The organism is Citrobacter sp. Cpo061 (genome assembly GCF_030332845.1).
Taxonomy (GTDB): Bacteria; Pseudomonadota; Gammaproteobacteria; order Enterobacterales; family Enterobacteriaceae; genus Citrobacter; species Citrobacter portucalensis.
The window spans coordinates 50,513-77,026 of the sequence record NZ_JAOWHB010000036.1 but is presented as its reverse complement, the minus strand read 5'-3'; the positions used below and the strand labels follow the sequence as shown (position 1 = coordinate 77,026).

The following is a 26,514-nucleotide window of genomic DNA, read 5'->3' as shown; positions in this document are numbered from 1 at the left end:
TCCTTTTGCAGATGAAAACCTTGTTACTTTGCGCTAACAATACCATGACATCAACTGACTGTCTGCTACATAAACCGCATACAGGGTTGACGTCAGCGTTATTTCGCTGAAAATAGCGCTGATTGCATTATTTATCTCTCCTTTTGATTAATGATCTGACCGCCTTAACTGAGTAAAATATCTGGGGATTGGGATGTCAGATGATATTTAGCTAACACGGAGTTGCCAGGAAGAATCATGATCGCTGAACTGTTTATGAATAATGCGTTTAATTTGACGGTAATTCTTAGCTGCTGTGCCGCGCTGGTCCTGATGAGCGTCTGGTATCATCGTGGAGAGCGTCGCTGCAAAGGATTCATATTTCATGCCGCACAATTTTTTGTCTATGCCATTATCATTGGGACGTTTGGCAGCATTGCTAATAACGTTATCGAAAGTTACAGCCTGAAATTTATCTCCCCCAGCGTGGTCGACTTTATCTGCACCTCGTTGATTGCGTTGATCCTGACCATCAAACTTTTTCTGGTGATTAATCAGTTTGAAAAGACGCAGATTAATAAAGGCAGAGATATCACCAGCGCGAGGATCCTCTCGCGTATCATCAAGATTACCATCGTGGTTGCCATCATTTTACTGTATGGCGAACACTTCGGTATGAGCTTATCCGGTCTGTTAACCTTTGGCGGTATTGGCGGTATCGCAGTGGGTATGGCGGGGAAAGATATTCTGAGCAACTTTTTCTCAGGCATTATGCTCTATTTCGACAGACCGTTTAGCATAGGCGATTGGATCCGCTCCCCGGACCGCAATATTGAAGGCACGGTAGCAGAAATTGGCTGGCGAATGACTAAAATAAACACCTTCGACCATCGTCCGTTGTATGTGCCAAACTCGATTTTCTCCTCCATCAGCGTAGAAAACCCAGGGCGCATGACCAACCGGCGAATTAAAACGGTGATCGGGTTACGATATGAGGATGCCGATAAAGTCGGTGCCGTTGTCGAGTCGGTCAGAGAAATGCTGCAAAACCATCCTGGAATAGACCAGAAACAAACTCTATTGGTCTATTTTAATGAATTTGCCGATTCATCGTTGAATATCATGGTGTATTGCTTCACGAAAACCACCGTCTGGAAGGAATGGCTCGCGGTACAGCAAGACGTTTATTTAAACATTATCACGATAGTCCAGGCAAACGGTGCCGACTTTGCATTCCCCAGCCAGACGCTGTATATGGACAATCCTGAAGCATCGCCATCGACACACTAACAAAAGAAAAGACGCGGAAATCCGCGTCTTTTTTGTACTTATTTCAATGAGGCAATATCAATTACAAAGCGGTATTTCACATCGCTTTTCAACATCCGCTGCCAGGCACGATTAATATCCTGAATATCGATCACTTCGACATCGGCGGTAATACCATGCTGACCGCAAAAATCCATCATCTCCTGCGTTTCAGCAATGCCGCCGATAACTGAACCCGCCACAGACCTACGCCCAAGGATCAGGGGAACCGTATTCATAAACGGATCCAACGCACCAAGATAACCAACCAGCACCAGCGTACCGCTTAGTGCCAGGGTTGGGATATAAGGGTTCAGGTCATGAACGTAGGGCACAGTATCGATAATCAGATCAAACTGATTCGCTGCCGCTTTCATCTGTTCACTGTCAGTGGAAAGCACAACGTGACTGGCACCCAAACGTCTGGCATCAGCTTCTTTGCCCGGTGAACGCGTAAACAGCGTAACTTCCGCGCCCAGCGCATTTGCAAGTTTGATTGCCATATGTCCGAGTCCACCCAGACCGACAACCGCGACTTTACTGCCCTCACCTACCTGCCAGTGGCGCAGAGGCGACCATGTTGTGATCCCGGCGCAAAGCAGCGGCGCCGCACCGCGTAAATCAATCCCTTCAGGGACCTTCACCACAAACTTTTCGGTAACGACAATTTTGTCAGAATAGCCGCCGAAAGTAGGCAGACCGTCATGACGGTCGATATCGTTATACGTTAGCGTGTTACCTTCTTCGCAATACTGCTCTAGCCCCTGCTCGCAGGCGCTACAGTGTTGACACGAATCAACCATGCAGCCGACCCCTGCGAGATCGCCCACTTTGAATTTTGTTACCGACTTACCAACATGCACCACGCGGCCAATGATCTCATGCCCTGGTACCATCGGATATTTAGCACCGCCCCAATCGTTGTAGGCGTTGTGAATATCCGAGTGGCATACACCGCTGTATAAAATATCGATAACCACATCATCTTCACGCGGATCGCGACGAACAAAATTATGGGGGACTAAATCTTCTTTCACCGCCAGAGCAGCATAACCCTTCACATTCATGACCATTGAGATCTCCTCAGGGATTAGGTGTTACCAGAACCAGCATAGTTCAGGGCAGCAGGTTGTACTCAGCGTCGCTAACCGGTTCCAGCCATTCGTTCGACGCGCCAGGGGCCGGGATTTCCACGGCGATATGGGCAAACCAACTATCACGCGCGGCGCCGTGCCAGTGTTTCATTCCCGCCGGAATGTGCACGACATCGCCGGTTTTCAGCTCACGTGCCGGTTTATTCCACTCCTGATACCAGCCTCTGCCACCGGTCACCAGCAATATTTGTCCACCCTCATGATGAACATGCCAGAAGTTACGACAACCCGGTTCAAATGCGACATTGCCAATTACCACGCCTTCCATGGAGAGCATGGTCAGATAGCTGTCGCCAGTGAAATACTTCGCATACGCTTCATTTTTCTCTCCACGTGGAAAGACGCTGTTACCATCAAATTGTTCGTTCATAGTGACTCCAGTATGGATAATGTCCGCGGTGTTCATACCAGACATTCATCAAGAACCGTACGGGCATTTTCCCCAATCCCGGCTCCACAGTGCTGTTCGAGTATCGTAATAAACTCACTGAGTTGCTCAGGGAGGATCCCGATGTTAAGGCATATCGCAAAATGGCTTTTCAACTGGCTGTTAACGCCGCCCAGAACGGCCAGCGCCGAAACGGTCACCCATTCACGGTCCTGCCAGTCAAGTACATCTCGCTGAAAAATATCGCCAAACAGATGTGCTTTAAGCCAGACATCAATAGCGGGTGCAAAGTCAAACAGCGGACCGCTTACAGGATGTCCAACCAGTTGCGTCTGAGTTAGGCTCCCAGCCTGAACACTGTTCCAGTCTGCAGGTGGCGGCGTGGCCGTTCTACCTTCGTCGTCTGAAAGCCCTTTCTCGCTTCGACTTTTCACCACCGACATAAAGCAGGACAGACCGTTCAGGCTGCGAGGGAAACCGCAGTATGCGTAGAGCTGTAGCAGGATCTCTTTTACTTCATTGAGCGTGAGTCCCGCATCCAGTCCGGCGTTGAGCGCGACGTCCAGCTTTTCCATCTGTCCTGTGGCAGTGAATGCCGCAATGGGGATGATTGCCTGTTGTCTGGCATCCAGTTGGTATTGCATATTCGACTCTCCAAAACGGTGGCAACATTGCACCACCGGGGGCTGAAAACAGTAAAATTATAGAGACTCGACGTGTCGGTGATTAGAGAGGAAAAGAAGGACAAACTTATGAGCTGTGCTCATCAATAATGAGCAGCAGGTACTCTTTATTTGCAGGTAATTGATTGAAGACTTACGCCACAATCTCGATTAAATTGCCGTCAGGATCTTTTATCACCGCTTCGTAATAACCATCGCCAGTAGTGCGCGGACCTGAGACTAGTATCCCCTGTTCCTGCGCTTGCATTGCAATGGCATCAACATTTTCATTGCCGCCAACAGAAATGGCGAGGTGTACCCATCCGCAACGATTATTGTCAGGTTGCTGCCCGATAAGACCCGGTTTGGTCATTAACTCAATCGCAATTTCCTCGCCAATTTTGACAAAATAAGATTCAAACCCAGGATTGGTTTTACTGCGGTATTTCTCGTTGATCTTGCCGTCAAAAAACGAGACCCAGAAGCGAGCTTGCTGCTCGAGATCCTGTGTCCATAACGCCATATGCGCAATCTTCATAGCGAACCTCTTCCCGTTGTATCCAGAATAGTACGGCCCCTGTAAGGGATGTTGACATCGTTAATCATAATGCACGATCATGCACTCTATTGCTCGATGTTTATTTCACCTGGAGTATCTATGCTCGATTACGCCGCATTCCCGGAACAGCGCCAGGCGCTTATCTTTCAGATCCTGCAAGAAAACGGCAGAGTCATTTGTTCTGAACTTGCTAACCGATTAGGTGTTTCTGAACACACAATTCGTCGTGATTTGCATGAATTGAGCAAAGATGGCGTGTGTAAAAAAGTCTATGGTGGCGCGGTCATTACACTCCCTGAATCCGAAGACATCGACGTGCGCAAGAGTATTAATGTAGCCAAAAAGAGCAACATCGCGCAGAGATGTGCCCGACTGGTCAAATCTGGAAGCTGTATTTTTATCGACACGGGTAGCACCAATCTGGCGATGGCAGAAGCTCTGCCCGCCGAACTGGCGTTAACCGTGGTGACAAATTCACCGGAGATTGCCGCCGTTTTGCTAAAAAAACCGCTGTTTGAAGTCATTATGCTGGGTGGCGTGGTGCAGAGATCTTCAGGTGGGTGCGTGGGAGCTTCCGCCATCGCACAAGTGCAGGACATTTTATTCGATCAGGGATTTATTGGCGGCTGCGCGATGTCGCCTGAATCCGGCTTAACGGGATTTGATTATGCGGATTGTGAGTTCAAAAGAGCGGTGATTAAACAATGTAATGAAACTATCGTCGCGCTAACGGCTGAAAAAATCCCAGCCGTCGCCCGATATGTCGTTACCGAAAGCAGCAATATCGATGTGATTGTTGTAGAGGACAACATCAGCAAAGAGTACGCCACAGCGTTCCAGGCGCACGACATTCGAATTTATACCGTCTAACCGCGGTAGACTCGCTGAAAATTTACTGTGCTAAACGTTGCTCCTGGCGTCAGCGCTGTGATCGCTGACAGATAATCCAGACGGATTTTTTGCTGGTTTTCAGATTGCCCCACGACCAGAAATTCTTCTTTTTCCACGGTGGTACACGTCGTCAGCGCTTTAGCATCAAAACATGTGCCATCCGTTAGTTCAATGCGCAACCAATAGTGGTACATGCAGGCGATTTCCAGATAATCATGAAGATCGCAATCTATCGGGTGATACTCTTCGGTCGTTTTCATCATGCTACCTTCCCCAACGTCTTGTATATTCGGGAAATCGCCAACGCAACTTCCCGAACTATCTAGCTATTTCAACGCTTCAATGGGAGCGCCGAAATTAATATGCAGCACATTGCCGTCAATCACCAGCGCCGGAACAGATTTCACGCCAGCCACTTCAGCCTCAGCAACCCGATCAGGTTGCTCTCCCAGATGAACCACATCGATTTCAACATCTGCAGACAAATGCTGCAGAAGTGTCTGTTCTGCGGAAACACAAACCGGGCAACCTGCATGATAGAAACGAGCTTTAGTCATGATACATCTCCTTTAAATTATAGTATCGATTCGATACTATAATTCATGCTACGCTGCTTTTATCCTTTGTCAATATAGTTTTTAATCGATACTATATACCGAGGAGGATTTGTTATGCCCGACATGTCACTTTTCGACGTACTTGACCGGCTTTCCAGCCTGACAAGGATGTGGTTTCGCCAGCATCCTTTACTAGCGGATCTCCAGCCAGTACAACTTAGCGCGTTAATGTATCTGGCCCGTTGCAACCGTTATTCCAATACGCCGCTTGGCGTGACAGACTACCTTGGGCTCACCAAAGGTACCGTGTCACAATCGCTGAAGCTTTTGGAAAACAAAGGGTTGATTGTTCGCAAGCCGGATGACCGTGATAAACGTAGCGTCCATCTACACTTAAGTGAGTCGGCCAATACCTTACTGGAAGACCTGCTGCCCCCCACGTTTTTAGTGGAGGGTGAATTGGCAATGGATGAACGGGCGATCGTGCTCAGAGAGCTGCTGTTAGAACTGTTACGCGGGATCCAGAGGACCAACAATGTGCCTGGCTTTGGTCTTTGCCATAGCTGTCGGTTCCACCAAAAAATTGATGGTCAGGGATTTTGTAATCTGACGAAAGAGAGATTGAGTGAAGAAGATTCATTGCTGATTTGCCGGGAGCACCAGCCCCCGGAAACTTAAAATGGCTGGTGCAAAATCACACCAGCCATTTTAACGCAGGCAAAAAAGTTGTCCGTTTTACGAGCTCGCGACGTTTTCTCCACGCTTAGTCATGGATTTTAACGCCAAGGCAGCTGCGGACGAATTCAGGATTAAAATGCTTCACCGCCTCACCCACATAGCCTAAATCCAGCGAGCTGATATGCGCCATTTCGCTATCCGTGAGTGAGAAATCCCAGATGGCAAAGTTCTCTGCAATACGCTCCTGCCGGGTGGATTTAGGAATCACCGTGACGCCGCGCTGCACGTTCCAGCGCAGAACGACCTGAGCAACCGTTTTTTGATGGGCATCCGCAATCCCCTGGAGCATTTCATCTTCATACGGTTTATGCCTGCCACCGCATAACGGCGCCCAGGCTTCAGGCTGAACGTTATAGCGCTTCATAGTTTCAATGGCTACAGGTTGCGCAAAGTAAGGATGTAATTCGACCTGGTTCACCATCGGCTTAATTCTGACGGTTTCACAGAAGTTAGCTAATACATGCGCATAGAAGTTGGAGACGCCAATGGCCTTCAGTTTACCGGCTTCATAAGCCTCTTCCAGCGCACGCCAGGCGCTGAAATAATCGCCCATGGCCTGATGCAATAAATAAAGATCAATATATTCCAGGTCCGATTTTTTCAGCGACGCCTCAATACCGGCTTGAGCCATATCGTAGTTGGCCATATCCTGGACCCACAGCTTAGAAGTGATAAATAACTCCTCACGGGTACACAGACCTTCGGCAATGGCTGCACGAACCGCCTCACCCACGGCATCTTCATTGCTGTACACGGCTGCGGTATCGATGAGGCGGTAACCGGTACGAATAGCGCTTAATACAGACTGCTTACACTCTTCTTTATCGGTGAGCTTAAAAACGCCAAAACCAACCATCGGCATTTTGCGATTGTTACTTAGTATGGAGTATTCCACGGCCAAGCCCCCTGTCATGTTAAAACACCATATTAGGCCAGAAACCCCGCCGTGATTACCCAGTCATCTCTGATTTGACCTATGCCTAGCATTCATTAATACACATGAGGTTGTTCTGTTAAAGATGAGGGTAAGAAAGGATAAAGGCTGCGATATCAGCCTTTATGAACGCATCAGGACAGGACTGGCTCTACGGAACCAACATGGCATATGAACCTAATTCATGGTTCCGGACATAGCTCCTTCCGGTCGACACTATAAATTCTGAGTAATGTTGTAGTCTGCATAACAGACTACAACATTCAGGTGAGAGCAAACTAATGATGCCACCTGATCTGTAATACGTAAACATCAGCCATCGTCTGTATCCGTTTAAAGGATCCAGATGATGGTTTTACTGATTAAATCTTTCTTTAATGTGATTATCGCTTTTAACAAAAAAGTAGCACATCCCCATTACAACAAATATGAAACCGGAGCCGACGACCCAGTAACCGGGACCAAAGGCCTGGGGGTTCAGTATCATGTATATCAGGGATCCAATAGAGCAAAGCAAGACGCCTGTGCGTAAAACCCATTGGATAAATTTTGTCTGTTCATCCTTCAGTAAATGCTGGGCAAACAACATAACAACCATAATAGCCGGAAATAATATCAAACTGACATCAAGATGCAGCATGCGGAATGCAAAACCATACTCCCCTAGTGGCACAGGGTTAGCTGAGTTATAAAGATCGGCTCGATACTCTTCCAGGAACCCCATACCTGCTACGGTAATCACTATGCTACACCATGTAAGGAAGATCCCCATAAGAGTGTACTTGCTGGATTTGTTTAGTTTGACGCCATTTTTCCCTTTTCCGAAAAGTATTGCGCCAATCAGAAGTAAACCGCCACATAAAATAAAGGTACCGATTGTGAAATCACCTAAATCAATACCAGCCACACTATGGCCTCTGGGTTCAAAGAATCCTTTTTCTGTAAATATATGAGGGATCTGTAAATGAGAACCACCGAAACCTGATACTACTAAAATAATAACAACAGCAACCAGCCCAAAAATAACCAGCCATTCACCAGTTGCTTTTATCTTTGCAGCATATCCGGATAAATATCTCCCGTATCTCCAGGTCACTACCGACAGTATAAGACCAATGACAGCCACTACCATCATGTCTGAGTGAGAGCGTAGTAAATTGTCCTGCCATTCCGGTAGGGTATAACCGATCTTACCAGCATACCAACCTAATATTCCCAGCCAATCGCCAAAATCAAGAATGAACCCGGCTAAATCGCCAATCAGTGCGGCAATGACAGCTGTGCAGGATGCGGCTATAACCAGATAATATGTTCGTGATGACTTTAATTCTTTATTTTTTGACAGAATAAGTCCTGATAACATTGTTATCAGTATCACATCAAGCGATAAAAAAGAAAGAATTTGGTACCACAATGCAAGCTTGCTGTATTCCATAGAACGATTGATCGCACCACCACTTACACCAATTAAAATTGTGGCGATTGTGCAATAGAAAATAATTTTTTTGAATTTTCCGTCAAGACCATAAATCTGACTAACCAGTAGAGCAGTCAGACCAGCAAGACCTACAGACAAGCCATGAAAATACATTATTCTTGAGTAATCTACGGGAGTTACTCTGTCCACAAAAATAGAAAAAGGATTTGAAATAAAAACACTGCATACTGCATAAATGACCAGAATGATGAGTAGCCATTTGATTACCTGTGGCCAGCTATGTTTCCCCAGACCTGGTTCAGGTTCATAGTCCATTGGTTTTATCATCTATGTTATCTCTGTTATGGCTTTTGCTGAGATTTTTGAATACGTGCCAGTGAGTCAAACTGACAGAGCAGTAAGACCAGTGGCTGCGTTTTCTTCTTCAAATTGCCTTATTAGTCCAAATATCTTTGTATAAAGTACCTTAATCCTGGGGTTCAGCCAGTGTGATCGTCAGGATCTGTAGGTCATATTATTGGTATAACTAGGTCATTATATTGACTAAGATCTATAAATCTTTTGAAAGGTGAACCCAAAAAACGCAGATTATGTATGTATGACTCAGCAAGTCAGAGATGCTAATGACAGAATAGGTATAACGATGAAAATCTATAAAATCAGATGGTTATATTAATCATCACAGCTATAAGGGAGGTACTGTTGTCTGGGGATAGTCAAAACAAAGCAGGTCAGTGATTGAACAGCATCGCTATGCGATGAAAATGCCTGGGAGGCCGGTATCCTTCACCAGCCTTCAGTTTCCGGAGATGATAAAGCACGGGATCTGACAGACAGGTATATCGGGAACAAAGCCAGCCCGTAGTTATCTCTGAGAAATAGATCTTGAGCGTATGTCCGGACGATTTTTATCCCTACACATCTCACTCTTACGAGTTACTCATGATGCTTTCTCATTCACTGTCATGATAAATATCAGTAGGCTCTCACCCCGGTTTTCATAGAAATGAGGGACATCCGTTCTGGCCGTTGCAGAACAACCGGAATTAACCAGATACAGATGCTCTTGTACGCCAAGCGTGAGCGTCCCCGTTTGTACATAAAACAATTCAAGTGTTCCCGTAGAGTGACCGGGCGAAGCAAACTTTTCTCCTGGCTGCATTTCCCACATCCAGAGCTCTGTCATATCCGGCCCCCCGGAACCAGCAAGAAGCCTTGCTCTTCCTCCTTTGTCGCCTTTCCAGAGTTCAGGGATCTCACCTTCAGCAATAAGATGGACGGTTGGTTTTGTCCCTACATCGACAAAATCAGCCACCGATACCCCCATTGCGGCTGCCAGACGGCATAACAGCGCAATACTGGGATTGGCCTTACATCCTTCAATCTCGACCAGCGCTCCCTTACTGACATTTGCCTGCCTGGACAGCTCATCAAGCGACATTTTTTTTTGTTTACGGTACTGCTTAATTCGCTGCGAAACAGCTTCATTGACGGTGCTGACATCTGCACCCGCATCGGTCATTAAGTTGACTTTTTTGGTCATTGGTCGATATCATAAAATAAATTGGTCATTACAGGATTATCCCGTGTTAACACATTCTCCGTCAATTGCCCCGGAAGTTTATCGTACTGCTCCCGGTTTTCGAGCGCTTAGTATCTACGTAAAAGCCGCGCCGGTACTGAATCCTGACGTTGGCAGGGCAGCCTTGCTGGAAGCTTGTGAGGCGGTTCTGGCAGGCAGACCGGAATGGGCGGAGTCTCATCTGGCCGCATGGGCTGGCATTTTTCAATCATTTGGCGCCAAACCAAAGCGCACGCCTTGTTCAGCTGATGCGCTACGTAAGCGCGTGCTTCGTGATGGGATGATGCCAACACTGGATCCTGTTGTTGATCTTTATAACGCCGTCAGCCTCCGCTATGCCGTTCCGGTTGGTGGCGAGAATATTTCCGCTTACCAGGGCGCTCCGCGTCTGACCATTGCGGAAGGTACCGAGCCCTTTGACACGATGAAAGAAGGCGCACCTGTTATCGAGTATCCCTCCCCCGGAGAGGTTATCTGGCGTGACAATGCTGGCGTCACCTGCCGTCGCTGGAACTGGAGGCAAGGGATAAGGACACGTTTAAGTGTTGAAGCGCAGCAAATGTGGTTTATTCTGGAAAGTCTGCCACAGATGCCGCTGGAAAAGCTTCATGAAGCAGGAAGAATGCTGACTGACGGTCTGGAAGAAATGATGCCAGGTCTATGGTGTGAAATTACTCTCATCGAAGATCAGCACCAGTAATCTTATTCAGGACAAACACCTATGTTTACTGGCTTGTCTGCGTTTCCCTTAACTCCAGTCACCACCAGCGGCGTGGATGAAAAGGGCTTCAGTCATATTCTTTCTCGCCTAACAGAAGCCCGGGTTGATTCTATGGGTATCCTGGGGTCAACCGGAAGCTACGCTTATCTGACCCGGGAGCAACGCAAGCGCATCGCGACTCTGACAACACAGCACGCCGGAGAGATCCCTGTCATGGTGTGTGTGGGAGCTGTCAGCACGGAAGCCATCCTGCATCTGTCAGACGATGCGCAAGCCGCGGGCGCAAATGCCCTGCTGCTCCCGGCTGTCAGCTACCAGCCGCTCCGTGACGAAGAAGTCTTCGCACTATTTGAGACCGTTACCCGACACGCGTCAGTGCCGGTGTGCATCTATGATAACCCGGGCACCACACATTTTACCTTTACGGATGAACTGCACGGGCGTCTATCCTCACTGGAGGGGGTTCGCTCGGTCAAGCTTCCTGGTGTCCCGGATAGCCCGACTGCAGCGAGAGAGCGGGTCGAGGCATTACGTCAACACCTGCGTCCTGGCGTAACCATCGGTATCAGTGGGGATACTTATGCCGGGCTGGGATTAAACGCCGGCTGTGAAGTGTGGTACTCCGTTAGCGGTGGTTTGTTTCCGGTGACGGCGAAACAAATTACTGACGCAGCGGCGGCGAACGATCATGAACGCGTTACTGCCCTGACAACGCGCCTTGAGCCATTTTGGGCGCTGTTCCGTAAACATGGCGGAAGCATCCGCGTTATTGCTGCTGCCGCAGGCGTGCTTGGACTTACCGATACGGACTGCCTCCCTCGCCCCCTGCAGCCTTTGTCAGCAGGTGATATCGCGGATATTGCCCGTGTGATAACCACACTGGAGCTGAAATAGCCGTCCTTGAGGACCGGCTGTCTGCCGGTCCTTCTGAAACCTAACCGGGCAATAACCTTCATGACGATCCTTCGGTGTACAAACGCTCCTGCAAAGGCAGCTCTCGCACGCTATGCTCATGCCGTAACGACCTGCGGGTCACCGCCTGACCGCCCTCAATACAGAAAACCTTCTCCCCGATAAGCAATTCCCGCTATTTCACCAGGTTTAGTGCTTAACGATATACATTGTGCGGCTGTATGCGACATCTTCAGGGTTAGTAATCGGATACCCTTTCAGCCACGGTTTAATTAAACGCCCGTTGGTATACTGATAAATCGGTGCAATAGGTGCCTGTTCCATCAGAATTTTCTCCGCGGCGTTATAATCGGCATTGCGCGCTTTCTCTGTATTCTCCAGAGTTGCCTGGGTCAACACTTTGTCGTACGCCGGATCATTAAAGCGGGAGATATTGCCCGTATGGGTCGATGTTAATAGCGACAAGAACGTAGATGGCTCATTGTAGTCACCCACCCATGAGGCGCGGATCACATCAAAATTACCGGAATTACGGCTGTCGATATACGTTTTCCATTCCTGATTCTGCAGTTTTACGTCAACACCGAGGTTCTTCTTCCACATAGAAGCCACTGCAATAGCAATCTTCTGATGATTTTCTGAGGTGTTGTACAGCAGCGTCAGTTTAAGCGGTTTCTGTGGGCCATAGCCCGCCGCACGCAGCAGCGTTTTTGCCTGCGCGTTCAGTTCTTCCTGACTCATTTGCTCAAACGGTGAAGGTTCCGGTACAAATCCTGCCGTTACATCCGGCGTAAAATGCCATGCCGGTTTCTCACCGGTACCCAAAACTTTCTCTGCCATCAGACGACGATCGATAGTCATGCTGAGCGCCAGACGCACGCGCGAATCGGCGGTCGGTCCCTTCTGGGTATTGAAAGCATAATAATAAGTACCAAGTTGCGGCGGGGTGTAAACCTGACCCGGGATATCCTTCAACAGTTTCTGGTACATATTTTTCGGGAAGGATTCCGTGATATCAATATCACCAGCAAGATAGCGCTTGGTCGCAGCTGATTCCTGGTTGATCGGCAGGAAGGTGACTTTTTGCAGCACCGTTTTGGCGTTGTCCCAATAATGTGTGTTTGGTACCACTTCCAGTTTTTCGTTCACGACGCGATCTTTGAGCACATAGGCGCCGTTACCAATAAGATTGCCTGGTTTGGTCCACTCTTTGCCGCTCTCAACGTTAGCTTTTTGTACCGGATAGAATGCAAAACTCGCTGTCAGATTGGCAAACCAGGGCAGCGGTTTATCCAGTTGAACTTTCAATGTCCGTGCATCGACAGCACTAACGCCAAGTTTATCAGGCGTGGCTTTGCCATCGATAATAGCCTGAGCATTATTAATTCCCGCCAGCGCCGCAAACCAGGCAAACGGCGACAGCGTTTTTGGATCAACCAGACGCTGCCAGCTATAGACAAAATCCTGCGCCGTTACCGGCGTACCATCCGCCCATTGCGCATTGTCACGCAGCGTAAACGTCCAGATGCGGTTATCGTTACTCTTCCACTGGGTAGCGACGCCAGGCACGATCTCACCCTTCTCATTCTGGTTGACCAGCCCTTCAAATAGATCACGAATAACCTGTATTTCAGGCAGCCCTACGGCTTTTGCCGGATCAAGCGACGCCGGTTCGTCTTTTATATGACGCACCAGTTCTTGTTTCTCTGCCAGTACCGTTCCGCTGGGAACATCAGCAGCCCAGGATAAAGAAATGCTGCTAACCAACAACGCACAACAGGTTACTGAAACAGAATGCTGCATAAGATACCCTCAATTCCGGCTACTAAGTGAATGTGTAATTATTTGTATCGCCAGCAGGAAATGCAATTAACTTCCGACAAGAAAGTGATATTACACCTGAAAAGATAAGTGTGTGAAAACGATTTGATTATCCATACATTTTGCACAACACTGCGAGTAACAATCCAAGCATTCAGAGATGACTATGACCGTTACCCGTCCCCGTGCCGAGCGCGGCGCATTCCCACCTGGAACCGAACATTACGGACGTTCATTGTTAGGCGCACCGCTAATCTGGTTTCCTGCACTGGCAGCCGATCGTGAAAGCGGCCTGATACTGGCGGGAACGCACGGCGACGAAAACTCCTCGATCGTTACCCTTTCCTGCGCATTGCGTACGCTTAACCCTTCCTTGCGTCGCCACCATGTAGTGCTGGCCGTAAACCCTGACGGTTGCCAGCTTGGACTGCGCGCAAATGCGAACGGCGTCGATCTGAACCGTAATTTTCCCGCCGCAAACTGGAAAGCGGGAGAAACGGTGTATCGCTGGAACAGTAGCGCAGAAGAGCGTGATGTGGTGTTGTTGACCGGCGAAAGTCCGGGTTCGGAACCAGAAACCCAGGCGATGTGTCAGCTTATTCACCGAATTCATCCCGCCTGGGTAGTCTCTTTTCACGACCCACTGGCCTGTATTGAAGATCCCAGAAGCAGCGAGCTGGGTTCGTGGCTGGCACAGTCGTTTGAATTGCCTCTGGTCACCAGCGTAGGTTATGAAACGCCCGGCTCTTTTGGGAGCTGGTGCGCAGACCTGAATTTACACTGCATAACCGCCGAATTTCCGCCCATTTCATCGGATGAAGCGAGCGAAAAATACCTGCTGGCCATGTCCAATCTGCTGCGCTGGCACCCTAGAGATGGAGCTGCCCGGTCGTAAAATGCAGGGCTGGCTCCGCATCGCTGGCCAGCCAGGTAGGGCCATCAAGATCGGCAAAGTTAACCTGCGGCGTAAGCGGTAACGCCGCACCGATAGCCCGGGAGGTACACAGCATGCAGCCCAGCATCAGCGCAAATCCCTGCTCGCGGGCTTCCGTTGCCAGCGCCAGTGCTTCCGTCAGACCGCCTGTTTTGTCCAGTTTGATATTGACCATTTCATAGCGTCCGTGCAGCGCTTTCAGGCTGCTGCGAGTGTGGCAACTTTCATCTGCGCAGATGGGCAGCGGATGCACAAAATTCTCCAGAGCGGCATCATCCTGAGCCGGCAGCGGCTGCTCCAGCATTGCCACCCCTAAATCAGCCAACAGCTGACAGCGTGCCGCAAGGCCTTCTGCCCGCCAGGATTCATTAGCGTCGACAATAATCGTAGCGTCAGGAACAGCCGCACGAATGGCAACCATCCGCTCACTAATCAAGCGAGCATCCAGTTTAACTTTCAGCAGTTTTGCGCCATTTCCCCACAGCGCAGCCGCGCTCGCAGCCATTTGTTCCGGCGAGCCAATCACTACGGTTTGCGCCGTCGTCACCACTTCCGCCAGTTCACTTCCCACCAATTCCGCCAGCGATTTCTGCTGTTGACGCGCACTTAGATCCCACAACGCGCAGTCTACGGCATTTCGTGCAGCCCCTGCTGGCAGCAGCTTTTGCAGCTCTTCACGCGTCAGTCCGTTTTCCAGTTGTGGTGCAATGCTCATAATTTGCGCCAGGACAGAGGCATCGCTTTCACCGTAGCGTGGGTACGGTGTGCACTCGCCAATACCTGTGACGCCATTTTCTGTCAATTCGACGACAACCACATGCGCTTCGGTCCTGCTCCCACGGGCTATGACAAAGGGAGTGTGCAGCGGCCAGGCTTCCTCATATACCTTAACTGTTCTCATTTGTTTTCCTTAATGCAGTCCCTGAAGCGGATATCCGCAAATAGCGTTTGCCGTGTTAACTGTTGATGGCATAAACTAGCCTCGACGTTAACTATATGTAAACAGGAAGATAACCATGTCACAAACCGTTCATTTCCAGGGCAACCCGGTTGCAGTTGCCGGCTCCATTCCTCAGGCTGGAAGCAAAGCTCAGGCTTTTACCCTTGTGGCTAAAGACCTGTCTGACGTTACGCTGGGCCAGTTTGCAGGCAAGCGCAAAGTGCTGAATATTTTCCCAAGCATCGATACTGGCGTTTGCGCGGCATCGGTACGTAAGTTTAACCAACTGGCGACAGAAATCGACAATACCGTCGTACTGTGTATTTCGGCCGACCTGCCATTCGCCCACTCTCGTTTTTGCGGCGCGGAAGGTCTGAGCAACGTTATCACGCTGTCCACCCTGCGCAACGCAGAATTCCTGAAAAACTACGGTGTTGAAATCGCTGAAGGCCCGCTGAAAGGTCTGGCCGCACGTGCCGTAGTTGTTATCGATGAAAATGACAATGTTCTTTTCAGCCAACTGGTCAATGAAATCACCAACGAACCAGACTACACAGCAGCGCTGGACGTTCTGAAAGCATAAACTGCGTTTGCATACAAAAATGCCTCCGGATGGAGGCATTTCCATTTACGGCATTACTCTTCGCTTTTTTTCTGTTGGCTCAGGCCGTACTCGCGCAATTTATTGGCAATCGCGGTATGCGAAACGCCGAGGCGCTTGGCCAGCTTGCGCGTGCTGGGATAATTCATATACAGCTGCGTCAGCACGGAGCGTTCAAAGCGGCTGGTAATTTCATCCAGCGACCCTTCCATCACCTCTTCTCCGACCGCAACCGTTGCCGCATCATAATCCGGCAGCAAAATATCCTGTGGCCGTAGCTCATAGCCTTCAAGCTGGGTCAGCGCCCGGTAGATAGCGTTTTTAAGCTGACGCACGTTGCCCGGCCAACCGTAACGGGTTAACACCGTGCTGAGATCGGCGGACAGCTTCGGACGCGGCACGCCCTGCTCATCGGCAAAACGCGCTACGAACAGTTCGGTGAGCGGCATAATATCTTGTGGGCAATCGCGCAGCGGCGGCAGGTTTAACGTCAGTACATTCAGACGATAATAGAGGTCTTCACGGAAAAGTCCTTTCTGCACCAGCTCCACAAGGTTCTTTTGCGTCGCGCAAATCACACGGACATCAACATGAACTTCGTGATCTTCTCCCACGCGACGGAACGTACCGTCATTGAGAAAACGCAGCAATTTGGTCTGCATACGCGGCGACATTTCGCCAATTTCATCTAACAGAACCGAACCGCCATTCGCCTGCTCAAAGAACCCTTTTTTGCCTTCCGGCGCATGGCCAAACAGCTCGCTTTCAACCGCATCTTCAGGGATTGACGCACAGTTCAGCGCCAGATACGGTTTCGACGCACGCGGGCTTGCCAGATGACAGGCATGAGCAAAAAGATCTTTGCCGGTGCCGGTATTACCAGTAATCAGCAGCGGTGCGCTCAGCGTCGCCAGCTTGCGCGCTTGTTCTACGACGTGTTTCATTTTGGCGCTGACGGCAATAATCTGGCTAAACGCACTGAGATCCTGCGTTGTCATATTTTGCAGCTGACGTCCCATTCGGATGGTGGAGCGCAACATCACCACCGCGCCGGTCAGCATCTGCTCCTGATTTTCGCCCTGCAAATGGACAGGCGTAATTTCCATCAGGAAATTCTGCCCGTTAATCACGACATGTTCGCTATGGGAATCCTGCGGATTGCTTTCCAGCCAGCGCTGAAAGTTAAACCCATTGATTAACTGGGCTGCGGTATGGTTGCGCATCCGCTCCTGGGTGTGCGCAAAAAGTTGACAGCTCGCAGGGTTCGCCATCTCAACTTTGCTTTTCATATCAAGAGAAAGGACCGGCTCTGGCAACGCTTCAAGCAGCGCACTTAGCGCCAGATGTTCACGTTCAGAAGGCATCCAGGGCACGGTACGCACATCCGTAACCCCTGAAATACGGCGAATTTCAGCCATCAGGCTGCTGAAGTTGGTGAACTCCAGCTCCGCAAAATTAAGGTAAATCCGCCCGATGGGGTCAATCTCGATACCGCGTAAATCAATGCTTCTCAGCACCAGTAAATCGAGCAATTCGCGGGTCAGACCAAGACGGTCTTCACAAAAGACTTCCAAACGCATAGGAACCTTCATCAGGACAAGGGATTATGTAGTAAATGATAAGACAGTATTTGGTTCGCAGGAAGAACTCTGTCAACAAATATTGACAGCGCGCTGGAAAATTGGGCGCCGGGGCGTAAAGTTATACGATCGGCGCCTGTTTTTTAGCTAACTTTCGCGCGGAGATTTGTTCTTTTGTAAGGTCTCTTTCACCTGACCAATCAGTTGACGGCGAAAATCGCCCAGTCGTGGCTTATCATCATCGATCCACGGCAGCGGTCGGCAAAGCTCCATAGCTTTAATGCCCAGACGCGCCGTTAATAACCCCGCGCCAATGCCCTGTGCAGCACGCGTTGATAAGCGGGCGGCTAAATCCTGCGACATCCAGTCCATCCCTACTTCCCGCACCAGCTCACTGGCCCCGGCAAAAGCGATATTCAACAACACCAGGCGGAACAGGCGCAGACGGCTGTAATAACCAAGTTCAATGCCATACAGCGATGCAATGCGATTAATCAGCCGCAGATTTCGCCAGGCGATAAACGCCATATCCACCAGCGCCAACGGACTGACTGCAATCATCAGCGTTGACTCTGCCGCTGAACGGCTAATCTCACGCCGGGCTTGCGCATCCAGTACCGGCTGCACAAGATGGGCATACAGACTGACCACTTCGCGATCGTTCTGCGTTTCATGAATTGAGGCATACCAACGCTGTAGCGCCGGATGCGACTGATCGATACCCGCCTGCTGCGCCAGTTTTTCACAAAATGCACGACCTTTTCCGGTTCCATGGCTGTGGAGCAAGTCTCGCGCTTCATCACGTTCGTGCGCGCGCTGACGCAATCGCCACAATCTGCGCCACTCGGTCGCCACCGATCCGACACCTGCGCCGATAATCAATGCGCCTGCGGCACATCCTCCCAGCGCGACCCAGTCCTGAGTCTGCCAGGCGTTCATGGTCCACTGCACACCCTGAGCAACAACGCTTACGCCAAACAGCGCCAGCCCGCCCATCACCATCTTGCGCCACAGACTGCGTTTGGGGCGTAAGGCCGCATCAATGACGGCCTCCGCCTGACCATCGTCTTCCAGGGGTTCATCCACTTTCGCCGGAGAAAAAGTCTGCGCCTCCGTTTCGTTGAACATTTGCTGCGCTTTAAACGCCGTGTTTTGTTCCACGTCCAGCGGACCTGAGAAATCGATACGCGGTTTTAACGGCTCGCTCATCGCAATTTATCTCCTATTAAAAACTCCAGCGCGGCATCGAGGCGGATATGCGGTAAGGGTTTATCGACATCCATAACCTGCGGGCGAAATGCTTCAAACTGAAATCCCTGGCTGTCCCAGAACGCCTGTCCTGGCAGTCGCGCGGGCACTTCCCCCGGATAAACTGTTAGCGGTTCGCCATCGCTCAGACGATTACCTCGCAGCGCCGGGATCTTTTCACCTTTCACATCGATTAAGCCGCTGGTGGTTGCCTGCACCGATGCCAGCCCCAGACAATCCATGCTGATACCTTCGAACGCAGCGTTTTGCCATGCGTCCTGGATCAGCTGCTGCAATAACGACACCATATTGGCGTGCTGATCCACCGTGACGTGGTCGGCTTTGGTGGCGGCAAACAGCAGCTTGTCGATCACCGGAGAAAATAGCCGACGAAACAGCGTACGCTGCCCGTAATGGAAGCTTTGCATCAACTGGGTAAGCGCCAGACGCATGTCGTTGAACGCCTGTGGCCCGCTGTTGAGCGGCTGCAGGCAATCGACCAGCACAATCTGGCGGTCAAAGCGCAGGAAGTGATTCTTATAAAACCCTTTGACGACCTTTTCGCAGTAATAATTGAATCTTTCGCGCAACATGCCCGCGTTGGTGTGTTTGTCAGCCTGCGCCAGCTTTGATTCCCCCCAGGCATCGACATCCGGCCACGGGAAGAATTGCAGCGCAGGCGCGCCCGCCATATCCCCGGGCAGGACAAAACGGCCCGGTTGAATAAAATGCAGGCCCTGCTGTTTACACTGATGCAGATACTCCGTCCAGGCGGCAGCAATTTCCGCCAGACGGTTTTCATCAGCAGGCGCCAACGGATCCAGCCCCTGGCATAACTGCCGCCATTTTGCCGACCATTCGCCCCGCTGCCCCTGCAATAATCCGGTCATTTGCCGCGACCAGCTCAGATAATCCTGGGCAAGCATCGGTAAATCGAGCAGCCACTCCCCCGGATAATCGACGATCTCCAGGTACAGCGTGGAGGTGTCTTTAAAGTGGCGCAGTAAAGAGTCATTGGATTTATAGCGCAACGCCAGACGTATTTCACTCACGCCGCGCGTAGGGGTCGGCCAGGTTGGCGGAGAGCCGTACAGTTGCGCCAGTCCCTCATCATAGGTAAAGCGCGGAATGCCAAAATCGCGTTGAGGAACCCGTTTCACGCCGAGCAAACGCTCTTCGCGCACGCAGCTGAGCAACGGCAGACGCGCACCGGCATGAATATTGAGTAACTGGTTTACCATCGCAGTGATAAACGCCGTCTTACCGCTGCGGCTAAGTCCGGTGACAGCCAGGCGTAAATGCCGGTCTACGCCGCGATTAACCAGCGAATTGAGTTCATTTTTAAGTCGCTTCATCGCCATCCCGTTTTGCTGAAGGAACCGAAGAAATTATAACAAACAGGAAGTAAAGATAGGGGTCAATTCTTACTTATCAACTACCTGGGCGGTACCTGGCGGCATTATTCTTACCGCCAGGAGCAGAAGAACTGCGTACGGCTTATTTATTCTCTACTTTAGGAAGCGAGATCTGGTTGATGCCACCTTCATTCGTCACCTGCGTATAGCCCATTTCAGTCAACATATCCTTCGCTTGTCCCGATTGACGCCCGGAGTTGCAGTACAGCTTCACAGTGTCGTTCTTATCAGGAACTTCAGCTGCAATACGTGCCTTCATTTCTTTTAACGGAATATTGACGGCCCCCTGAATATGCTGCTGTTGGTACTGTTCAGGAACGCGAACATCGATCCAGTGTTCGGCTGCGTAAACCGGCATGCCGATGACCAGAGCCAACGCTAATACACCTTTTTTCAACATAATATCTTCCTGACTGATAGTTGGATTTACCTCTACACTATACGCCAGTTCTTAAGAAAATATTGCGACCGCATTATCACCGTCTGCAGGCGCGGACGATTGTTCCTCAGGTTACCCATGCTGCAGTTAGCCTGTTGATTTTTCTACCCACATTTGATGTTCCTACCCAACAATTAGGTGAGCAAAGCTGTAATTTATTATTTAATCTGATTGCAGGTGAGAAAGGATTACAGAATATCACGATAGGAACACAAATATTGCTGACCGACTTCCTGATATAAAACTTGGGTATTAATGCTCTGCGAAATAGATTTTTAGTTCACCCTCAATACCCGTGGTAACGATCCAAAAGAATTCTGACAGCCCCAAAATTATATTTGTGAGCTGCCGCAAATTAACTGAGGGAATGTTGATTAATTGTTGCTTGCTTTTGCTGATTCAAATATCAGGGTTGATTACCTGAATAGCGTTTCGACAATTTTGCCGCAGCCCGACTCAACACCGGTTCCAGAACCAACGCCAGCAGCATTTTTAGCGGGCGTCGGGCGACGGACTTCACCGCCCACCCTGCTACACCCGCCGGGCCGTAGCGCAGCGCGGTCAGAAGCACCAGCTTACCTGCTATTTTAAAGCCCGGCTTAACCCTTTGCCCGGCACGTTGCCAGCGATTGTTCATTTCTGCCCTCACAATTGACGGAAGCGACTACGTAAGGAAAAAGTATCGGACGTCACATAACGCTCCATTTCACGTAAACGCTTTTCACTAGCCGCCAGCTCGCGATCGACGGCATCCAACAGCTCACCGCTTGATGGCTGCTGCTCGCCGGAAACCACATTATCCGGCATCGGATCCAACACAAAGGTCAGCACGATGTAGGCGACGAAGGTGAAAAAGGCCAGGCCAAAAAAGACTGACAACACCACCAGGATCCGTACCAGCTTCACAGGCACATCGAGATAATGCGCAATCCCAGCGCAAACCCCCTTCACCATGCCCTGCTGCGGAATACGCCACAGTTTTTTGTTCAGATTAACGCCTCCCATTAGCGGTCCCTCCAGTTTGGATGTTCAGCATCAAGAATGTCTTCCAGCGCCTGAATGCGCTCGCGCATCCGCTGTGCGTCATCGTTGAGTTCAACCAGGCGTTGCTGTTCACTTTGCGACAGTTCGCCACGGCTGGAACGGTTGCTGTAATGCAGCCAGAGCCAAATCGGTAAAACGAACAACACAAAGATGGTTAACGGGATGGCCAGAAATAGCGCGCTCATGAGTACTCCTTACAGGTGATGAGCGGCGGCGCCTTCGGGCGCCGCCAGATGTTATTATTGCTTGTCTTGCTGCATTTTGGCTTTAAGTTGCGCCAGCTGCTCGCTGATTTCATCATCTGCTTTCAGGTCAGCAAATTGCTGATCCAGAGACTTCTGTTTACCGAAGTTATGGCTTTCAGCCTCGGCTTCCATCTGATCGATACGACGCTCGAAAGATTCAAAGCGCGCCATCGCTTCATCGAGTTTACCGCTGTCCAGTTGACGACGAACATCACGCGAAGAACTCGCTGCCTGATGACGCAGCATCAACGCCTGCTGACGAGCACGGGTTTCACTGAGTTTATTTTCCAGCTCACCGATCTCTTTTTTCATACGCGCCAGCGTATCGTCAACCAGCGTCACCTCATGCTCCAGAGAGGCAATTAAATCGGTCAGTTTCTGCTTTTCAATTAACGCAGAACGCGCCAAATCTTCTTTCTCTTTACGCAGCGCAAGTTCTGCTTTTTCTTGCCACTCTGCCTGTTGGGCACTGGCCTGTTCGATACGTCGAGATAATTGTTTCTTTTCTGCCAGCGCACGCGCTGAGTTAGAACGTACCTCAACCAGCGTGTCTTCCATTTCCTGGATCATCAACCGCACCAGTTTCTGCGGATCTTCAGCCTTTTCCAGCAACGCATTAATGTTGGCGTTCACGATGTCGGCAAAACGAGAAAAAATACCCATAATGTAATCCTCACTTACTGTTCTGATATCGGGCTATGCCCTGCTGTTTTCGTTATGCACTTGGCGTGCCAACTTTTTATATAATTGATTTTAATGTAATTATATAATTTTACCTGCCAGGCTAATTAGCGTAAATTGGTGAATAACACTAACAAATGGTGAATTTCATCATGGCTGGATACAAAGATAATCTTCTGGGTGAAGCGAACAGCTTTATTGAAGTGCTGGAGCAGGTTTCTCATCTGGCACCGCTGGATAAACCTGTACTGGTTATAGGTGAGCGCGGGACCGGGAAAGAACTTATTGCCAACCGCCTGCACTACCTCTCCACCCGCTGGCAAGGCCCGTTTATTTCGCTTAACTGCGCGGCTCTAAACGAAAATTTGCTTGATTCCGAACTGTTTGGTCACGAAGCGGGTGCCTTTACCGGCGCGCAAAAACGCCATCCGGGACGTTTCGAACGCGCCGACGGCGGTACGCTGTTTCTCGATGAACTGGCAACCGCCCCGATGTTGGTACAGGAAAAATTACTGCGGGTTATTGAATATGGCGAGCTGGAGCGCGTTGGCGGCAGCCAGCCGTTGCAGGTTAACGTACGACTTGTTTGTGCGACCAATGCCGACTTACCTCGCATGGTCAGCGAAGGCACTTTCCGCGCTGACCTGCTGGATCGCCTGGCCTTTGACGTGGTGCAACTCCCACCGTTACGCGAGCGTCAAAGTGACATTATGTTAATGGCCGAGCATTTTGCCATTCAGATGTGCCGCGAGATCGGATTACCTCTGTTTCCGGGTTTTAGTGCCGAGGCCAGAGAAACGCTCCTCCACTACCGTTGGCCGGGCAATATTCGTGAACTGAAAAACGTCGTGGAGCGATCCGTTTACCGGCATGGAACCAGTGATTACCCGCTGAATGAGATAATCATTGACCCCTTCCGCCGCCACACTACGCAGCCGCAGGCGCCGGAAACTAAACCGATGTCTGTAGGGTTACCGCTGGATCTGCGTGAATTCCAGCAGCAGCAAGAGAAAGACTTTCTACAAACCAGCTTACAGCAGGCAAAATTTAACCAGAAAAAAGCCGCTGAATTACTGGGTCTGACTTACCATCAGCTTCGCGCTTTGCTGAAAAAACACCAGATTTAACGCACATTTGCAGATGTCATATTGGCGGATTTGACGCATAACCTCATCAGGGTTTACCATGACGCCATTACTGTATAAAAAAACAGGTACAAATATGGCTCTGGCACTCGTTGGCGAAAAAATTGACAGAAACCGTTTCACCGGTGAGAAAATTGAAAATAGTACATTTTTTAACTGTGATTTTTCAGGTGCCGACCTGAGCGGCACTGAATTTATCGGCTGTCAGTTCTATGATCGTGAAAGCCAGAAAGGGTGCAATTTTAGTCGTGCGATGCTGAAAGATGCCATTTTTAAAAGCTGTGATTTATCCATGGCGGATTTTCGCAATGCCAGTGCGCTGGGCATTGAAATTCGCCACTGCCGCGCACAAGGCGCAGATTTCCGCGGCGCAAGTTTTATGAATATGATCACTACTCGCACCTGGTTTTGTAGTGCATATATCACTAACACAAATCTAAGCTACGCCAATTTTTCGAAAGTCGTGCTGGAAAAGTGTGAGCTGTGGGAAAACCGTTGGATGGGTGCCCAGGTACTGGGCGCGACGTTCAGTGGTTCAGATCTCTCCGGCGGCGAGTTTTCGACTTTCGACTGGCGAGCAGCAAACTTCACACATTGCGATCTGACCAATTCGGAGTTGGGGGACTTAGATATTCGGGGCGTTGATTTACAAGGCGTTAAGTTGGACAACTACCAGGCATCGTTGCTCATGGAACGTCTTGGCATCGCTGTGATTGGTTAGCATTCACGGAGCGGTAAGTACCGCTCCCGCTCTTATACAATAGTGTCCGCTCTTGCCTTAAAAGTCACTTTCGACGCACAGAGCATAAACGTTAGAGGGTTCCGGTCCCCCCATCAGAACACCAGACCTGACCAGACGTATAGCTGTTCTCCCAAGCGGCCAGGGTGACATAAAGCGGCGCGATTTCCACCGGTTGACCAGGGCGTCCCAGCGGCGCATTTGCCCCAAATTTCTCCACCTTTTCCTGCGGTTGACCACCACAGCACTGCAGTACAGTCCAGTATGGACCCGGCGCGACGGCATTGACACGGATCCCTTTCGGGGCCAGCTGTTTCGCCAGCGATTTAGTAAATGCCACGATAGCTGATTTAGTCTGAGCATAATCAAGCAAGATTTCACTTGGCTCATAAGCCTGTACGGAGGAGGTATTAATTATCACGCTGTCTGGTGAAAGATGGGGGATGGCCGCTTTGGTGATCCAAAACATAGCGTAAACATTGGTTTTGAATGTTGCGTCGAAATCTTCTGTGGTGAGTTCCTCAATTGACTCACAAAATTGCTGACGACCCGCATTATTGACGAGGATATCCAACCCTCCCAGCCCTTTTACCGCCTGTTTTACCAGATGGCCGCAAAAAGTTTCATCACGGATATCTCCGGGGATGGCCAAAACATTTCTGCCAGCTTTTTTTATCAGGTCGACCACTTCACGCGCATCATCTTCTTCTTCAGGTAAATAGTTAATCGCAACATCAGCGCCTTCACGAGCATAGGCAATAGCAACAGCACGACCAATCCCTGAATCCCCACCGGTAATTAATACCTTGCGCCCATTCAGGCGACCGCTTCCCTGATAGCTGTCTTCTCCATGATCGGGGCGCGGTTGCATTTTCCCCGCCAGCCCGGGAAAGGGCTGCTGCTGCTGTTGAAAAGGCGGCGCCGGAAAACGCGCAGAATTGGTTTTATTGATGGTCTTTTTTTCCTTGTTTAAGCCAGCCATTCAATTACCTCTCATTATTTATCACAAAGACTAATAAGCGTAGACCAAAATGAATGGCATGACCTATATTATCCAGCTGCACTTAATTTTCTCGGAATATTACCCCCCCTACTTTCCTCTACCGTTACGCTTATATCCCCACCAACGTTAGATTTAATTTAAACAATATTATTTGAGACTTATCCAGTTCGCAGTATTAATAAATAGCAACCACACTTAACATCTCAACCTTGGCAAAAGGAGAACATATGAAATTATCCATAACGCCATTATTATGTTGTTTTTTATTGTCGCCAGCGCTTGCTGATGATAACGGCGGGTTGAAAAATGATACAGCTCCACCGCCAGCCCACGCTCTGGATGAAGGTTATCGTGGAACTGAAGATGCAAGAATCATGACTGTCGAACAGGCCAAAACGATGCATGACGGTGCGACCATTTCTCTGCGAGGTAATCTCATCGAGGATCAAGACGGAGACAAATTTGTCTTTCGTGATAAAATCGGCAGTATCCTGACTTTAATTCCACACGCGGTTTTCGATGGTCGAACGGTTAAACCCGATCAAATGATCAGTATTAACGGTAGCCTCGACGCTAAAATGCAACCACCAGTAGTACGCGTAAATAAGATCCAGAAGTAACGCAATAACCGGGAAGAAAGCCGCTCTTCCCGGTTGATTTTCTTTATTCCCACGATTTTGCGAATGCTCTCTTCTGCCCGTCATGGTCATTTCCCCCTCTTTCCCCTCACATTTTTCTTTCTACCCGCGAATCACACGTTTATAGCAAGTCAGATGGGCCATGAAAATGCTAAGATAGTTAACAGAGTAGATTCAAAGTGGATAGCAGGTATGAATTTTGACCATGTCGCGGTGTT

General features: G+C 49.7%; 30 protein-coding genes and 1 pseudogene. 11 read left to right on the top strand and 20 right to left on the bottom strand.

Features of this window, described 5'->3' with window-relative positions; genetic code table 11:
- Positions 1-237 precede the first annotated feature (237 nt).
- Positions 238-1,269 carry a mechanosensitive ion channel family protein gene (locus OGX97_RS06460; RefSeq protein WP_235127539.1) on the top strand — a complete coding sequence of 344 codons (1,032 nt, stop codon included), beginning with the start codon at positions 238-240 and terminating at the stop codon, positions 1,267-1,269.
- 38 nt (positions 1,270-1,307) lie between these two features.
- Here OGX97_RS06460 and OGX97_RS06455 read toward each other — a convergent pair whose 3' ends face one another.
- From OGX97_RS06455 to OGX97_RS06440, 4 genes are all read right to left on the bottom strand, one after another.
- The gene (locus OGX97_RS06455; protein WP_279850625.1) at positions 1,308-2,360 is read right to left on the bottom strand and encodes an NAD(P)-dependent alcohol dehydrogenase; all 1,053 of its coding nucleotides are present in this window, start codon (positions 2,358-2,360) and stop codon (positions 1,308-1,310) included.
- A gap of 43 nt (positions 2,361-2,403) precedes the next feature.
- The gene (locus tag OGX97_RS06450) at positions 2,404-2,811 is read right to left on the bottom strand and encodes a cupin domain-containing protein (protein WP_020996378.1); all 408 of its coding nucleotides are present in this window, start codon (positions 2,809-2,811) and stop codon (positions 2,404-2,406) included.
- 32 nt (positions 2,812-2,843) lie between these two features.
- Entirely contained in the window at positions 2,844-3,473 is a 630-nt protein-coding gene (locus OGX97_RS06445) for a carboxymuconolactone decarboxylase family protein (protein WP_198802312.1), read from the bottom strand.
- 172 nt (positions 3,474-3,645) lie between these two features.
- Positions 3,646-4,029, bottom strand: a complete 384-nt coding sequence (locus OGX97_RS06440) for a VOC family protein (protein WP_008784902.1) — start codon at positions 4,027-4,029, stop codon at positions 3,646-3,648.
- A 120-nt stretch (positions 4,030-4,149) separates the two neighbouring features.
- On the opposite strand from OGX97_RS06440, the gene OGX97_RS06435 reads away from it, so the two are divergent.
- Complete coding sequence (locus OGX97_RS06435; protein ID WP_128611632.1) at positions 4,150-4,920, top strand: DeoR/GlpR family DNA-binding transcription regulator; 771 nt, start codon at positions 4,150-4,152, stop codon at positions 4,918-4,920.
- Here OGX97_RS06435 and OGX97_RS06430 read toward each other — a convergent pair.
- Both OGX97_RS06430 and OGX97_RS06425 read right to left on the bottom strand, forming a co-directional pair.
- Complete coding sequence (locus OGX97_RS06430; RefSeq protein ID WP_032943584.1) at positions 4,917-5,201, bottom strand: Rho-binding antiterminator; 285 nt, start codon at positions 5,199-5,201, stop codon at positions 4,917-4,919. The genes OGX97_RS06435 and OGX97_RS06430 overlap by 4 nt on opposite strands.
- 66 nt (positions 5,202-5,267) lie before the next feature.
- Positions 5,268-5,498 carry a glutaredoxin family protein gene (locus OGX97_RS06425; RefSeq protein ID WP_008784905.1) on the bottom strand — a complete coding sequence of 77 codons (231 nt, stop codon included), beginning with the start codon at positions 5,496-5,498 and terminating at the stop codon, positions 5,268-5,270.
- 114 nt (positions 5,499-5,612) lie between these two features.
- Between OGX97_RS06425 and OGX97_RS06420 the strand changes: the two genes are divergently transcribed.
- Positions 5,613-6,176 carry a MarR family winged helix-turn-helix transcriptional regulator gene (locus OGX97_RS06420; RefSeq protein ID WP_235127535.1) on the top strand — a complete coding sequence of 188 codons (564 nt, stop codon included), beginning with the start codon at positions 5,613-5,615 and terminating at the stop codon, positions 6,174-6,176.
- 85 nt (positions 6,177-6,261) lie between these two features.
- On the opposite strand, the gene OGX97_RS06415 is transcribed toward OGX97_RS06420, so the two are convergent.
- From OGX97_RS06415 to OGX97_RS06405, 3 genes are all read right to left on the bottom strand, one after another.
- On the bottom strand, positions 6,262-7,131 hold the full coding sequence (locus OGX97_RS06415; protein ID WP_235127533.1) for an aldo/keto reductase: 870 nt from the start codon (positions 7,129-7,131) through the stop codon (positions 6,262-6,264).
- A 394-nt stretch (positions 7,132-7,525) separates the two neighbouring features.
- Complete coding sequence (locus OGX97_RS06410) at positions 7,526-8,923, bottom strand: hypothetical protein (RefSeq protein ID WP_235127526.1); 1,398 nt, start codon at positions 8,921-8,923, stop codon at positions 7,526-7,528.
- A 625-nt stretch (positions 8,924-9,548) separates the two neighbouring features.
- Positions 9,549-10,151 carry a helix-turn-helix domain-containing protein gene (locus OGX97_RS06405; protein ID WP_235127524.1) on the bottom strand — a complete coding sequence of 201 codons (603 nt, stop codon included), beginning with the start codon at positions 10,149-10,151 and terminating at the stop codon, positions 9,549-9,551.
- 43 nt (positions 10,152-10,194) lie between these two features.
- Here OGX97_RS06405 and OGX97_RS06400 point away from each other — a divergent pair, with 43 nt between their 5' ends.
- Together OGX97_RS06400 and OGX97_RS06395 are read left to right on the top strand one after the other, a co-directional pair.
- Positions 10,195-10,890 carry a B3/B4 domain-containing protein gene (locus OGX97_RS06400; RefSeq protein ID WP_235127521.1) on the top strand — a complete coding sequence of 232 codons (696 nt, stop codon included), beginning with the start codon at positions 10,195-10,197 and terminating at the stop codon, positions 10,888-10,890.
- A 21-nt stretch (positions 10,891-10,911) separates the two neighbouring features.
- Complete coding sequence (locus tag OGX97_RS06395; RefSeq protein WP_235127519.1) at positions 10,912-11,805, top strand: dihydrodipicolinate synthase family protein; 894 nt, start codon at positions 10,912-10,914, stop codon at positions 11,803-11,805.
- 207 nt (positions 11,806-12,012) lie between these two features.
- Here OGX97_RS06395 and mppA read toward each other — a convergent pair whose 3' ends face one another.
- A complete protein-coding gene (gene mppA, locus OGX97_RS06390; protein ID WP_279850626.1) occupies positions 12,013-13,626 on the bottom strand; it encodes a murein tripeptide ABC transporter substrate-binding protein MppA in 1,614 nt (537 codons plus the stop codon).
- A 184-nt stretch (positions 13,627-13,810) separates the two neighbouring features.
- Between mppA and mpaA the strand changes: the two genes are divergently transcribed.
- Positions 13,811-14,539 carry a murein tripeptide amidase MpaA gene (mpaA, locus tag OGX97_RS06385; RefSeq protein ID WP_235127518.1) on the top strand — a complete coding sequence of 243 codons (729 nt, stop codon included), beginning with the start codon at positions 13,811-13,813 and terminating at the stop codon, positions 14,537-14,539.
- On the opposite strand, the gene ycjG is transcribed toward mpaA, so the two are convergent.
- Positions 14,514-15,479, bottom strand: a complete 966-nt coding sequence (gene ycjG, locus OGX97_RS06380; protein WP_008784909.1) for an L-Ala-D/L-Glu epimerase — start codon at positions 15,477-15,479, stop codon at positions 14,514-14,516. The genes mpaA and ycjG overlap by 26 nt on opposite strands.
- 115 nt (positions 15,480-15,594) lie before the next feature.
- Here ycjG and tpx point away from each other — a divergent pair, with 115 nt between their 5' ends.
- A complete protein-coding gene (gene tpx, locus OGX97_RS06375; protein WP_235127509.1) occupies positions 15,595-16,101 on the top strand; it encodes a thiol peroxidase in 507 nt (168 codons plus the stop codon).
- Positions 16,102-16,154: 53 nt separating this feature from the next.
- Here the strand turns inward: tpx and tyrR are convergent, their stop codons facing one another.
- From tyrR to pspE, 4 genes are all read right to left on the bottom strand, one after another.
- Entirely contained in the window at positions 16,155-17,699 is a 1,545-nt protein-coding gene (gene tyrR / locus OGX97_RS06370; RefSeq protein WP_008784910.1) for a transcriptional regulator TyrR, read from the bottom strand.
- A gap of 147 nt (positions 17,700-17,846) precedes the next feature.
- Positions 17,847-18,908: a YcjF family protein gene (locus OGX97_RS06365; protein WP_008784911.1), complete on the bottom strand. Its 1,062-nt coding sequence runs from the start codon at positions 18,906-18,908 to the stop codon at positions 17,847-17,849.
- Positions 18,905-20,302: a YcjX family protein gene (locus OGX97_RS06360; RefSeq protein ID WP_003833262.1), complete on the bottom strand. Its 1,398-nt coding sequence runs from the start codon at positions 20,300-20,302 to the stop codon at positions 18,905-18,907. Before OGX97_RS06360 ends, OGX97_RS06365 begins: the two co-directional genes overlap by 4 nt.
- A gap of 142 nt (positions 20,303-20,444) precedes the next feature.
- Positions 20,445-20,762 (bottom strand): thiosulfate sulfurtransferase PspE, encoded by a 318-nt coding sequence (pspE, locus tag OGX97_RS06355; RefSeq protein ID WP_008784913.1) that lies wholly within the window; start codon positions 20,760-20,762, stop codon positions 20,445-20,447.
- 155 nt (positions 20,763-20,917) lie between these two features.
- Here pspE and OGX97_RS06350 point away from each other — a divergent pair.
- Positions 20,918-21,043, top strand: a pseudogene (locus OGX97_RS06350) (LacI family DNA-binding transcriptional regulator); the annotation flags it as partial.
- 164 nt (positions 21,044-21,207) lie between these two features.
- Here the strand turns inward: OGX97_RS06350 and pspD are convergent.
- From pspD to pspA, 4 genes are read right to left on the bottom strand one after another with little or no spacing between them, the layout of a single operon-like run.
- Positions 21,208-21,438: a phage shock protein PspD gene (gene pspD / locus OGX97_RS06345; RefSeq protein WP_003833267.1), complete on the bottom strand. Its 231-nt coding sequence runs from the start codon at positions 21,436-21,438 to the stop codon at positions 21,208-21,210.
- A gap of 8 nt (positions 21,439-21,446) precedes the next feature.
- Complete coding sequence (gene pspC / locus OGX97_RS06340; protein ID WP_003020497.1) at positions 21,447-21,806, bottom strand: envelope stress response membrane protein PspC; 360 nt, start codon at positions 21,804-21,806, stop codon at positions 21,447-21,449.
- Positions 21,806-22,030 carry an envelope stress response membrane protein PspB gene (gene pspB, locus OGX97_RS06335; RefSeq protein ID WP_003020509.1) on the bottom strand — a complete coding sequence of 75 codons (225 nt, stop codon included), beginning with the start codon at positions 22,028-22,030 and terminating at the stop codon, positions 21,806-21,808. Before pspB ends, pspC begins: the two co-directional genes overlap by 1 nt.
- A 54-nt stretch (positions 22,031-22,084) precedes the next feature.
- Positions 22,085-22,753, bottom strand: a complete 669-nt coding sequence (pspA, locus tag OGX97_RS06330) for a phage shock protein PspA (RefSeq protein WP_003020532.1) — start codon at positions 22,751-22,753, stop codon at positions 22,085-22,087.
- 155 nt (positions 22,754-22,908) lie between these two features.
- On the opposite strand from pspA, the gene pspF reads away from it, so the two are divergent.
- Positions 22,909-23,898 (top strand): phage shock protein operon transcriptional activator, encoded by a 990-nt coding sequence (pspF, locus tag OGX97_RS06325; RefSeq protein WP_172111135.1) that lies wholly within the window; start codon positions 22,909-22,911, stop codon positions 23,896-23,898.
- Positions 23,899-23,992: 94 nt separating this feature from the next.
- Positions 23,993-24,637 carry a quinolone resistance pentapeptide repeat protein QnrB6 gene (locus tag OGX97_RS06320; RefSeq protein WP_001749994.1) on the top strand — a complete coding sequence of 215 codons (645 nt, stop codon included), beginning with the start codon at positions 23,993-23,995 and terminating at the stop codon, positions 24,635-24,637.
- A gap of 91 nt (positions 24,638-24,728) precedes the next feature.
- Here the strand turns inward: OGX97_RS06320 and OGX97_RS06315 are convergent, their stop codons facing one another.
- Positions 24,729-25,637, bottom strand: coding sequence for an SDR family oxidoreductase (locus tag OGX97_RS06315; RefSeq protein WP_235127507.1), 909 nt, complete (start codon positions 25,635-25,637; stop codon positions 24,729-24,731).
- A gap of 248 nt (positions 25,638-25,885) precedes the next feature.
- Between OGX97_RS06315 and OGX97_RS06310 the strand changes: the two genes are divergently transcribed.
- Positions 25,886-26,278 (top strand): YdeI family stress tolerance OB fold protein, encoded by a 393-nt coding sequence (locus OGX97_RS06310; protein ID WP_235127499.1) that lies wholly within the window; start codon positions 25,886-25,888, stop codon positions 26,276-26,278.
- Positions 26,279-26,514 lie beyond the last annotated feature (236 nt).